A 12196-nucleotide genomic window follows, 5' to 3' on the forward strand; every position below is an offset into this window, starting at 1 on the left:
AACGGATCGGTGAACGGGTCGGTGAACGGGTCGGTGAACGGCTCCGTGAACGGCCCGGGGTGGGCGGCGGCGAGGCTCCGCCTACCCGGGGCCGCCCGCCTGCAGCGTGTGCACGTCGGCGGTGGTGACCCAGCCGCGTTCGGAGGCCTGCCAGCCCAGTTGCATGCGGCTGGAGGCACCGGCCAGGTCCATGAGGTCTCGGATGCGCCGGTTGACGGTCCGCTTGCCGATGTTCAGCTGCCGGGCGATCGCGTCGTCCGTCAGCCCGGACAGCAGCAGGAGCAGCAACTGGATCTCGGTGGGCGAGAGTTCGCCCTTGCCGTGCATGGCGGGGGTGCCGTTGCCCAGGGGGAGTGCCGACGCCCAGACGAGTTCGAAGAGCGCGGTCAGCGCGTCGAGCAGGGCTCCTTCATGGATCTGGACCACGGCCCCCGGTGGTCCCGCGCCGTCCGTCCGCAGCGCCACGAGGGCGATCGAGCGGTCGACGATGAGCAGTTTGACGGGGAGCCTGCCGAGGACACGGGCCTGCTCACCGGCCTCCGCGTACTGGCGCATCTCCCCCTGCGCGCCCGCGCTCTCCATCGCGGCGCGGTCGTACACGGCACGGTAGTGAACGCCTGAGGTCAGCTGTGCGAGCTCCGCCGTGTTGAGGTCCTCGTCCACGAGATATGGCGCGGTGTCGAAACGCAGCACCTCCTGGCACGCGCGACGCTGCATCTGCTCGTACCGCTGTGCGAGCGTCCCCTCCGGCACGACCTCGGCGATGTCCTCCAGGGACTCGGCACCGGACGCCTTGCGGTAGGCCTTCGTGAGCTGCCGCAGGACGGCCTTGGCCGACTGCAGTTCCTGCATCCGCGACAACAGCAGTGTCTCGCCCGCGATGTCCGGCGGGGCGGGTATCAGCTGCGGGGGCAGGTCGTCGGTGACGGTGACCAGGCCCTTGTCCGCGAGCCCCGTCAGGATCTCGTCGAGCGCTCCCCCGGTCATCCCGAGCGACTGCCCCACCCGGTCGATCCGGCTCCGGCCGGACCCCACCAGCAGGTGGTACAGACGCGACTCGTCCGCGCTCAGGCCCAGAGCCTGCAGCATGCAGTGTCCTTTCCTCGCCGGCCGTGCGAGCTGCTCCCAGGGCGGCTGCCACGGAATGCCGTCGGCGTCCCGGCCGCCTTCGCACGGCGGGACAGCGATGTTATGCAAGGAACCTTCGAAAACAGAGGGGGGTCCACCCTGTGACACCGGGGCACCCGGTACGCCAGGTTCGCCCGGTACGCCTGGTGCGCCTGGTACGCCCGGTGCGCCCGGTGCGCGTCTCAGCGGACGATGTCCTGGGCCCGGGCGGCGCGGAGCCAGGCGGGGAACTCGCCGACGAGGCGCTCGTAGAGCTCGTCGTCGGAGATGCTCATCGGGTCCTGCCCGGCGTGGAAGAAGCCGGTGTTGTCGACGACGCGCTTGCCCGGCACGGCGAGTTCGTCGAGCTTGCGCAAGAAGTCGAACTGCTTGCTGTGCGGGTCGCCGAAGCCGACGAACTGCCAGAAGAGGGGAAGCTTGGCCGCCTTGCAGACGTAGCGCTCCGCGGCGGGCCGGCTGATCGGGCCGCCGTCGGTCTGGAAGACCACCAGGGCGGGGGCGGTCGCGCCGCTGTCGAGGTGGTGGTCGATGACGGCGTCCATGGCGAGGTGGTAGCTGGTCTTGCCCATGTGGCCGAGTCCGGCGACGATCCGGTCGACGGCGCCCTCGTGGCGGGCCAGGTCGATCCCGGTGACGGCGTCCACCTCGGTGGAGAAGAAGACGGTGGGCACGACGCCGTCGTCGTCGAAGTGGGCGGCCAGCGACAGCACCCGGTCGGCGAGGGCCTGGACGCTGCCGTCCTTGTAGTACGGCTTCATCGAGCCGCTGTAATCGACCACCAGGTACACGGCGGCGCGCTCGTCCCCCAGCCCGTGGCGGGCGACCGTGCGCCCCGCGGCCTTGTAGAGGTTCACCAGCGCGGGCGCGCTCTGCTCGACCTTGGTCAGGCTGATGGCCGGCATGCCGCCGCTCCCTTCCCCTGGCGCCCCGCATCGTGCCCAGGGACGCTCCTGCCGCGAAGGCTACGGGACGGCCGCGTCCTCCCACACGGGGGACGGCTCCGCCCCGCTCCCCAGGCACGGGGAACGGGGCGGAAGGCCACCCGGCGGCGTCGGCCCGGGCCGGCGGGCCGGGCCGACGCGACCGGGCCGGCGCCGCCCGGCCGGACGGCGTCCGGTCGGGCGGTCCGGGCCGGACGGTGCCCGGTCAGGCGACCAGGGCGCGGTCGTCCGGGAGAATCGGCGCCGGCAGGGTGCTGGTGCCGGTCAGGTGCCGGTCGACGCCGCGGGCGGCGCTGCGGCCCTCGGCGATGGCCCACACGATGAGCGACTGGCCGCGGCCCGCGTCACCGGCGACGAAGACGCCGGGGACGTTGGTCTGGAAGTTCTTGTCGCGGGCGATGTTGCCCCGCGCGTCGAGCTCCAGGCCGAGCTGGTCGACCAGGCCGTTCTCACGGTCGGTCCCGGTGAAGCCCATGGCCAGGGTGACCAGCTGGGCGGGGATCTTCCGCTCGGTGCCCGGCTTCGGGGTGAGCTTGCCGTCGACGAAGGCGACCTCGGTGAGGTGCAGCCACTGGACGTTGCCGTCCTCGTCGCCCTCGAAGTGGGTGGTGGAGACGGAGTAGACCCGCTCGCCGCCCTCCTCGTGCGCGGAGGTCACCTTGTAGAGCATCGGGAAGGTCGGCCAGGGCTGGCTGACCGCGTCCCGGTCGTCGTTCGGCCGGGGCATGATCTCCAGCTGGGTGACGGAGGCCGCGCCCTGGCGGTGGGCCGTGCCGACGCAGTCGGCGCCGGTGTCGCCGCCGCCGATGACGACGACGTGCTTGCCCTCGGCGGAGACGGGCGTGGTGACGTAGTCGCCCTCCTGCACCTTGTTGGCCAGCGGCAGGTACTCCATCGCCTGGTAGATGCCCTTGAGCTCGCGCCCGGGCACCGGCAGGTCGCGCGCCGTGGTGGCGCCGACGGCGAGCACGACGGCGTCGTACCGCTTGCGCAGCGACTCGGCCTCGACGTCGCGGCCGATCTCCACACCGGTGCGGAACTTGGTGCCCTCCGCGCGCATCTGCTCGATGCGGCGGTTGATGTGCCGCTTCTCCATCTTGAACTCGGGGATGCCGTAGCGGAGGAGGCCTCCGATGCGGTCCGCGCGCTCGTAGACGGCGACGGTGTGGCCGGCGCGGGTGAGCTGCTGGGCCGCGGCCAGGCCGGCCGGGCCGGAGCCGATCACGGCGACGGTCTTGCCGGACAGGCGCTCCGGCGCCTGGGGGCGGACGTCGCCGCTGTCCCAGGCCTTGTCGATGATCGAGACCTCGACGTTCTTGATGGTGACCGCCGGCTGGCTGATGCCGAGCACGCACGCCGACTCGCAGGGCGCCGGGCACAGCCGCCCGGTGAACTCCGGGAAGTTGTTGGTGGCGTGCAGCCGCTCGGAGGCGTTCTGCCAGTCCTCGCGGTAGGCGTAGTCGTTCCACTCGGGGATCAGGTTCCCGAGCGGGCAGCCGTTGTGGCAGAACGGGATGCCGCAGTCCATGCAGCGGCTGGCCTGCTTGCTGACGATCGGCAGCAGGGAGCCGGGAACGTAGACCTCGTTCCAGTCCTGCAGCCGCTCCTCGACCGGCCGGGACCGGGCGACCTCACGGCCGTGGTTGAGAAAGCCCTTGGGATCAGCCATTGGTCGCCGCCTCCATCATCTTCTCGGTGATCGCGGACTCGTCGAGTCCGGCGAGCTCGGCGGCGTCCTTGGCGGCGAGCACTGCCTTGTACGTGCTGGGGATGATCTTGCTGAACCGCCGGCCGGCGTCGTCCCAGTCGGCCAGGAGCTTCTCGGCGACGGTCGAGCCGGTCTCCTCCTGATGGCGGCGCACCACGTCGTGCAGCCAGGCGCGGTCGGTGTCGTCGAGGGTCTCGACGGCGTCGTGGTTGCCGGCGTTGACGTACCCGGGGTTCAGGTCCAGGACGTAGGCGGTGCCGCCGGACATGCCGGCCGCGAAGTTGCGTCCGGTCGGGCCGAGGACGACGGCCTGGCCGCCGGTCATGTACTCGCAGCCGTGGTCGCCCACGCCCTCGGAGACGACCAGGGCGCCGGAGTTGCGGACGCAGAACCGCTCGCCGGTGGCGCCGCGCAGGAACAGCTCGCCGCCGGTGGCGCCGTAGGCGACGGTGTTGCCGGCGATGACGGAGTTCTCGGCGAGGTGGCTGGCGCCGCGGTCCGGGCGGACGACCAGACGGCCGCCGGAGAGGCCCTTGCCGACGTAGTCGTTGGCGTCGCCCTCCAGCCGCAGCGTGATGCCGCGCGGGACGAAGGCGCCGAAGGACTGGCCGGCCGAGCCGGTGAAGGTGATGTCGATGGTGTCGTCGGGCAGGCCCGCGCCACCGAACTTCTTGGTCACCTCGTGGCCGAGCATGGTGCCGACGGTCCGGTTGATGTTGCGGACCGGGACCTGGGCGCGCACCGGCCGGACGTCGCCGGCGTCGTTGACGGCCAGGGCGTCGGCGGCGAGCTTGATCAGCTCGTTGTCGAGCGCCTTCTCCAGGCCGTGGTCCTGGGCGATCACCTGGTGGCGCGCGGCGCCCTCGGGCAGCTCGGGCACGTGGAAGAGGGGCGCGAGGTCGAGGCCCTGGGCCTTCCAGTGGTCGACGGCGCGGGCGACGTCGAGGACCTCGGCGTGGCCGACGGCCTCGGCGATGGAGCGGAAGCCCAGCTCGGCGAGGAGTTCGCGGACCTCTTCGGCGATGAAGGTGAAGAAGTTGACGATGTGCTCGGCCTTGCCGGTGAACCGCTCGCGCAGGACCGGGTTCTGGGTGGCGATGCCGACCGGACAGGTGTCGAGGTGGCAGACGCGCATCATGACGCAGCCGGAGACGACCAGCGGCGCGGTGGCGAAGCCGAACTCCTCGGCGCCGAGCAGCGCGGCGATGATCACGTCGCGGCCGGTCTTCAGCTGGCCGTCGGTCTGCACGACGATGCGGTCGCGCAGGCCGTTGAGCAGCAGGGTCTGCTGGGTCTCGGCGAGGCCGAGCTCCCAGGGGCCGCCCGCGTGCTTGAGCGAGGTCAGCGGCGAGGCGCCGGTGCCGCCGTCGTGGCCGGAGATCAGCACGACGTCCGCGTGGGCCTTGGAGACGCCCGCCGCGACCGTGCCGACGCCGACCTCGGAGACCAGCTTCACGTGGATGCGGGCCTTGGGGTTGGCGTTCTTCAGGTCGTGGATGAGCTGGGCGAGGTCCTCGATGGAGTAGATGTCGTGGTGCGGCGGCGGGGAGATGAGCCCCACGCCCGGCGTCGAGTGCCGAGTCTTCGCGACCCACGGGTAGACCTTGTGGCCGGGCAGCTGGCCGCCCTCGCCGGGCTTGGCGCCCTGGGCCATCTTGATCTGGATGTCGTCGGCGTTGACCAGGTACTCGCTGGTGACGCCGAAGCGGCCGGAGGCGACCTGCTTGATCGCCGAGCGGCGCGCCGGGTCGTACAGGCGGTCCGGGTCCTCGCCACCCTCACCGGTGTTGGACTTGGCGCCCAGCTGGTTCATGGCGATGGCGAGGGTCTCGTGCGCCTCCTTGGAGATGGAGCCGTACGACATGGCGCCGGTGGAGAAGCGCTTGACGATCTCGGAGACCGGCTCGACCTCCTCGACGGGGATCGAGGGGCGGTCGGAGGTGAAGCCGAACAGGCCGCGGAGCGTCATCAGGCGCTCGGACTGCTCGTTCACCCGGTCGGTGTACTTCTTGAAGACGTCGTAGCGGCCGGTCTTCGTGGAGTGCTGGAGACGGAAGACGGTCTCCGGGTCGAACAGGTGGGGCTCGCCCTCGCGCCGCCACTGGTACTCGCCGCCGATCTCGAGCGCGCGGTGTGCGGGCGCGATGCCGGTGACCGGGTAGGCCTTGGCGTGGCGGGCGGCGACCTCCTGGGCGACGACGTCGATGCCGACGCCGCCGATCTTGGTGGCGGTGCCGTCGAAGAAGCGGCGGACGAACTCGTCGTCGAGGCCGACCGCTTCGAAGACCTGGGCGCCCCGGTAGGAGGCGACGGTGGAGATGCCCATCTTCGACATGACCTTCAGGACGCCCTTGCCGAGGGCGTAGATCAGGTTGCGGATGGCCTGCTCGGCCTCGATGCCGGGCAGGAACGTGCCCGCGCGGACCAGGTCCTCGACGGACTCCATCGCCAGGTACGGGTTGACCGCGGCGGCGCCGTAGCCGATGAGCAGGGCGACGTGGTGGACCTCGCGGACGTCGCCGGCCTCGACCAGCAGGCCCACCTGGGTGCGCTGCTTGGTGCGGATGAGGTGGTGGTGGACGGCCGCGGTGAGCAGCAGCGACGGGATCGGCGCGTGCTCGGCGTCGGAGTGCCGGTCGGAGAGGACGATCAGGCGGGCGCCGCCGGCGATGGCGGCGTCGGCCTCGGCGCAGATCTCGTCGAGGCGGGCGGTGAGCGCCTCGCCGCCGCCGGAGACCCGGTAGAGGCCGGAGAGGGTGGCCGCCTTCATGCCGGGCATGTCGCCGTCGGCGTTGATGTGGATGAGCTTGGCCAGCTCGTCGTTGTCGATGACCGGGAAGGGCAGGACGACGCTGCGGCAGGACTCCGCGGTGGGCTCCAGCAGGTTGCCCTGTGGGCCGAGCGGGGAGCGCAGCGAGGTGACGAGTTCCTCGCGGATGGCGTCCAGCGGCGGGTTGGTGACCTGCGCGAACAGCTGGGTGAAGTAGTCGAACAGCAGGCGCGGCCGCTGCGAGAGGGCGGCGATGGGCGTGTCGGTGCCCATGGAGCCGATGGGCTCGGCGCCGGCCTTCGCCATGGGGGCGAGGATGACGCGCAGCTCCTCCTCGGTGTAGCCGAAGGTCTGCTGGCGGCGGGTGACCGAGGCGTGGGTGTGCACGATGTGCTCGCGCTCGGGGAGGTCCTCGAGCTCGATCTCGGCATCCTCGAGCCACTGCTGGTAAGGGTGCTCGGTGGCGAGGGCGTGCTTGATCTCGTCGTCCTCGATGATGCGGCCCTCGGCCGTGTCGACGAGGAACATGCGGCCCGGCTGGAGGCGGCCCTTGCGGACGACCTTCTCGGGGGCGATGTCGAGGACGCCGACCTCGGAGCCGAGGACGACGAGGCCGTCGTCGGTGATCCAGTAGCGGCCGGGGCGCAGGCCGTTGCGGTCGAGGACCGCGCCGACCTGGGTGCCGTCGGTGAAGGTGACGCAGGCCGGGCCGTCCCAGGGCTCCATCATGGCCGCGTGGTACTGGTAGAACGCGCGGCGGGCCGGGTCCATGGTGGGGTGGTTCTCCCACGCCTCCGGGATCATCATCAGCACGCTGTGCGGCAGCGAGCGGCCGCCGAGGTGCAGGAGTTCCAGGACCTCGTCGAAGGAGGCGGAGTCGGAGGCGTCCGGGGTGCAGACCGGGAAGATCCGCTCCAGCTTCTCCTCGCCGAACAGCTCGGAGACGAGCTGGGACTCGCGGGCCTTCATCCAGTTCCGGTTGCCCTTGACGGTGTTGATCTCGCCGTTGTGGGCGATGAACCGGTAGGGGTGCGCGAGCGGCCAGCTCGGGAACGTGTTGGTGGAGAACCGGGAGTGGACCAGGGCGATCGCCGAGGCGAAGCGGCGGTCGGAGAGGTCCGGGAAGAAGGGCTCGAGCTGACCGGTGGTCAGCATGCCCTTGTAGACGATGGTGCGGGCCGACAGCGACGGGAAGTAGACGCCCAGCTCGCGTTCGGCGCGCTTGCGCAGCACGAACGCCTTGCGGTCCAGCTCGATGCCGGAGGCGCTTGCGTCGGTCACGAAGATCTGGCGGAACGCCGGCATGGTGGAGCGGGCGGTCGCGCCGAGCAGGTCGGGGGCGACCGGGACCTCGCGCCAGCCGAGGACCGTGAGGTTCTCCTCGGCCGCGACGGCGTCGATCCGGGCGGCGGCCTCGTCCGTGCCGTCCTGCGGGAGGAAGGCGATGCCGACGGCGTAGTGGCCGGCCTCGGGGAGCGTGAAGCCGGCGACCTCGCGGAGGAAGGCGTCGGGGACCTGGGAGAGGATGCCGGCGCCGTCGCCGGAGTCGGGCTCGGAGCCGGTGGCGCCGCGGTGCTCGAGGTTGCGGAGCACGGTCAGGGCCTGGTCGACCAGCGTGTGGGTCGCCTCGCCGGTGAGGGTGGCTACGAATCCGACGCCGCAGGCGTCGTGCTCGTCGCGCGGGTCGTAGAGGCCCTGGGCAGCAGGGCGAGCATCCATGTACGACCAGTTACGGCCGTTCGTGGAGTGCTGGGACGGCTGGCGCGGCGTACGCATCGGCTCTCCCGTCGTCGTCATGTGGCGGAAATGTCCTCCCAGGCTCTGGGGCTCTGGGGGCACGGTTGCCGAGGGACGACGTTGGCCCTCTGCTGAGGTGGGGCGAAGATACTCGTGCGTTACATAGTGAGACGGAGACCAGGAATCGGATACTCCGTTCCACCATGTGGACGCGGGGGCCGTGGCCGGTCGTCCGCCGGGGTGCCGGCGGGCATGCGGAGGAGATGCCAGGGAATGTCCTGACGTTTTCCTGGGTACAGGCTTCGTCGCCCGTGTTCGACAGAGGTGCGCCGCGGGCGTCCTTGCCCGGCGCGTTCCGGCTCATGCCCCGTGGCCTCGTATGCGAAACCAGGGACGGCCACGTGATGTGCGGCCCCTCACACAAGTGAGCGGCCTTCATGATACGGCCGCGGTCCGGATGCGTCGCGGGGACGAAGGTCACATCGCCGTAACTCCGCTGACCTGCGCGGGACTCCTGCGCGACATGTGGGGCGCACACGCGACGGCCGCCACCGGGTCCGCGGCGGCGGTCGTCGCGCGCAGGCCTCGGCGGGGGTCAGCCGACGGCGGTGCCGATCAGGCTGCCCAGCAGGTAGGTGACCCCGGCCGCGGCGCCGCCGAGGGCGAGCTGGCGCAGGCCGCTGTACCACCAGCTGCGGGCGGTCACCCTGGCGACCACCGCGCCGCACAGGAAGAGGCCGGCCAGGGCGAGCAGCACCGCGGGCCACAGGGCGGTGGCGCCGAGCAGGTAGGGCAGCACGGGCAGCAGCGCGCCGAGCGCGAAGGAGGCGAAGGAGGAGACCGCGGCAACCTTCGGGGAGGGCAGGTCGCCGGGGTCGACGCCGAGTTCCTCGCGGGCGTGGATCTCCAGCGCCTGCTCGGGGTCCTTGGAGAGCTGGCGGGCGACCTCGCGGGCGGTGGCGGCGTCCACGCCGCGCGCCTGGTAGAGGGCGGCGAGCTCGGCCTCCTCGGCCTGCGGGTGACGGGCCAGCTGGCGGCGCTCGACGTCCAGTTCGGCCTCGACGAGTTCGCGCTGCGAGGCGACGGAGGTGTATTCGCCGGCCGCCATCGAGCAGGCCCCGGCCGCCAGGCCGGCGAGTCCGGCGATCACCACCGCGCTGCTGGAGGCGGCGCCGCCCGCCACGCCCGTCATCAGCGCCAGGTTCGACACCAGGCCGTCCATCGCGCCGAAGACCGCGGGGCGCAGCCAGCCGCCGTTGACGTCGCGGTGGGTGTGGTTGTCACGGTGCGCCTCGTGCAGCGGCGCCTGTATCTCGAGAACGGCCATGTCTCCCACTCGGGGTCGTACCGGGTGCGCGGACATCGTCGACCACGCCAGTTTGGACTGGGTCTACTTTTTGATGTTCCCCAAGTTACGCCTCTCACGCGTACCCCGCCAGCAAGGGAAGGCTGCCCTCACCTGCAGGTTTCGCCAGATTCGCTCATTCGAAGAAGGATGCGCACACATGTCGTCCGGGTGACGTCGGCGTGTCCGAGGGTCGGCCGGGGCGGCGGCGTGGCACAGATCCTCACAAGGGCACAAGGGACATCCCTCCCGTCTAGGAGGCGCGCATGGCGGCCGTCGGCACACCGGACCTGCGCGCCCGGGCGCGCGGAGCGCTCCTGGGCCTGGCGGTCGGGGACGCGCTGGGCGCGCCCGCGGAGAACATGCGGCCGTCGGAGATCCGTGCCCGCTGGGGCCGCATCACCGGGTACGTCCAGGACGAGCCGGCCGGCACCGACGACACGGAGTACGCCGTCTTCTGCGGCCTGCTGCTGGCGCGGCACGGTTTCGCCCTCACGGCGGCGGACGTGGAGGCGGCCTGGCACGAGTGGATCGCCGACCGCGACGAGGGGCCTTTCAAGGGCGCCGGGTTCAGTGAGCGCGGGACCCTGGAGAACCTGCGCCGGGGCCTGGCCGCGCCGATCTCCGCCCAGCACCGGCACGCCTGGAGCGACGGGCTGGCGATGCGGGCGGCCCCGTTCGGGGTGTTCGCGGCGGGCCGCCCGGCGGAGGCGGCCCGGCTGGTGGCGGTGGACGGCTCGGTCAGCCACGACGGGGAGGGCATCTACGGCGGCCAGGCGGTGGCGGCGGGGGTGGCCGCGGCGATGACCGGGGCGCACCCGGTCGCGGTGGTCGCCTCGGCGCTCGCGGTGGTCCCGGACGATTCCTGGACCGCCCGTTCGCTGCGCCGGGCCGTCGCGGTCGCCCACCGCGGGGAGCGGGCCGTGCGGTCCGCGGTGGTGGTGGCCGGCTACCCGTGGACCGACCTGGCGCCCGAGGCCGTGGCCCTCGCCTTCGGCGCGTACGCGGCGGCCGAGGGCGACTTCCGGGAAGCCGTCCTCACCGCCGTCAACATGGGCCGCGACGCCGACACCACCGCCGCCGTGGCGGGCGCGCTGGCCGGCGCGACGTCCGGGATCGCCGCGATCCCCGACGAGTGGGCGGCCCCCATCGGCCCGGTCCGCGGCAGCTGCCTGCCGGCCATGGCGGGCCGCCACGTCCTCGACATCGCCGACCTCCTCACCCTCACCAGGGAGGGCGCATGACCCCACCGGACACCCCCCGGCCGCCCGGCACGGCACCCGCGGCCGGCCCCGGCTCACCCGCCCCCGCGGCCCTCGCCGCCGGCGGTGCACCCGTCTCCTCCCCCGGCCCGGTCCCCGTGTCCGCGGCGCCCGCCCACGCCGCCGGACCGGGCCGGGCGACCACGTGGAGGTCGGGGCGGCGGGAGCCCGCGGGCGGGCCGCGCCGCGTGACGGCGATGCTGCTCGGGCTCGCGGCGGGGGACGCCGCCGGGTGGCCCGCCGCACGGCACCGGGCGGCGCGGATGCCGGAGTGGACCCGGCGGCTCACCCGTGAGCTGGACACCTTCGCCGAGCAGAACGCCACCACGACCCTGCCCGTGCCCATCGCCCTGAACCAGCCGCCCGACCCGCTGCGCCTGGGCCCCTCCGACGACGCCGAGTGGGCGGCCTGGACCGCGCAGGCGCTGCTGCGGGCGGGGGACGACGCCCTCCTGTCCGACCTGGACCGCGACCGGCGGATCCGCGCCGCCGTCGACCTGGCGTGGAGCGCGGTCGCCGACGAGGTCGCCGAGGCTGAGCGGGCGGCGCCCGAGGCGGAGTCCGCCGCCGTGCCGCTGCGCGCCCGGATCTCGGTGCGCGCGGGCCTCGGCAACCTGGCCACCGGCCTGCGTCCGCCCGCCACCGGCCACGACAACCCGCACTACTTCGACGACGCGGCATGTGTACGCGCGTGTGTGCTGGCCGTCGCCCACCCGGGTGATCCTCGCGGCGCGGCGGAACTCGCCGAGTTCGACGCCCGCTACTCCCAGGACGGCGACGGGGTGCACGGCGCCCGCGCCATGGCCGCCGCGGTCTCCCTGGCCCTGGCCGGCGCCGGCGTGGACGCCTGCGTGGACGCGGCGCTGGCCGAGCTGCCCGGCACCTCCGAGGCCGGCCGCAACGCCCGGCACGCCCTGCACCTGGCCCGCGAGACCGCCGCCGAGGGCGCGTTCGCGCTGGTGCCGCTGCTGGAGCACCAGATCGTGGACCACGTGTACAGCTACGGCATCGCCGCCGCCGAGACGGTCCCGGTGGCGCTCGCGCTGACGCTGGCCTCCGGCGGCCGGATCGGCGAGGCGGTGCCGGCCGCCGCCTGCCTCTCCCGGGTCGCCGACTCCGCGCCCGCCCTCACCGGCGCGCTCACCGGCGCCCTCGGCGGCCTCGCGGCCGTCCCGGGGCCATGGCGCCAGGCCTGCCGCACCCTCTCCGGGTGCGCCCTGCCCCGCCTGGCCGGGACCGACCTGGTGGAACTCGCCGAACGCCTCGAAGCCGCGCGGCCCCCGTCCGGCGGAGGATGATTCCGCC

7 protein-coding genes are annotated in these 12196 nt (G+C 72.9%); 2 read left to right on the forward strand and 5 right to left on the reverse strand.

Annotated features, from left to right (window positions below):
- Positions 1-81 precede the first annotated feature (81 nt).
- From GBN72_RS17410 to GBN72_RS17430, 5 genes are all read right to left on the reverse strand, one after another.
- Positions 82-1089 carry a helix-turn-helix domain-containing protein gene (locus GBN72_RS17410; protein ID WP_151772769.1) on the reverse strand — a complete coding sequence of 336 codons (1008 nt, stop codon included), beginning with the start codon at positions 1087-1089 and terminating at the stop codon, positions 82-84.
- 221 nt (positions 1090-1310) lie between these two features.
- Positions 1311-2030: a VWA domain-containing protein gene (locus GBN72_RS17415; protein ID WP_151772770.1), complete on the reverse strand. Its 720-nt coding sequence runs from the start codon at positions 2028-2030 to the stop codon at positions 1311-1313.
- 244 nt (positions 2031-2274) lie between these two features.
- The gene (locus tag GBN72_RS17420; RefSeq protein ID WP_151772771.1) at positions 2275-3738 is read right to left on the reverse strand and encodes a glutamate synthase subunit beta; all 1464 of its coding nucleotides are present in this window, start codon (positions 3736-3738) and stop codon (positions 2275-2277) included.
- Positions 3731-8323 (reverse strand): glutamate synthase large subunit, encoded by a 4593-nt coding sequence (gltB, locus tag GBN72_RS17425; RefSeq protein ID WP_174887164.1) that lies wholly within the window; start codon positions 8321-8323, stop codon positions 3731-3733. The genes GBN72_RS17420 and gltB overlap by 8 nt, the downstream gene beginning before the upstream one ends.
- A 556-nt stretch (positions 8324-8879) precedes the next feature.
- A complete protein-coding gene (locus GBN72_RS17430) occupies positions 8880-9611 on the reverse strand; it encodes a VIT1/CCC1 transporter family protein (RefSeq protein ID WP_151772772.1) in 732 nt (243 codons plus the stop codon).
- Positions 9612-9895: 284 nt separating this feature from the next.
- On the opposite strand from GBN72_RS17430, the gene GBN72_RS17435 reads away from it, so the two are divergent.
- Positions 9896-10873: an ADP-ribosylglycohydrolase family protein gene (locus tag GBN72_RS17435; RefSeq protein ID WP_151772773.1), complete on the forward strand. Its 978-nt coding sequence runs from the start codon at positions 9896-9898 to the stop codon at positions 10871-10873.
- 215 nt (positions 10874-11088) lie between these two features.
- A complete protein-coding gene (locus tag GBN72_RS17440) occupies positions 11089-12189 on the forward strand; it encodes an ADP-ribosylglycohydrolase family protein (protein ID WP_439959784.1) in 1101 nt (366 codons plus the stop codon).
- The last annotated feature ends 7 nt before the right edge of the window (positions 12190-12196 follow it).

The organism is Streptomyces abyssomicinicus (assembly GCF_008974245.1).
Lineage (GTDB): Bacteria > Actinomycetota > Actinomycetes > Streptomycetales > Streptomycetaceae > Streptomyces > Streptomyces abyssomicinicus.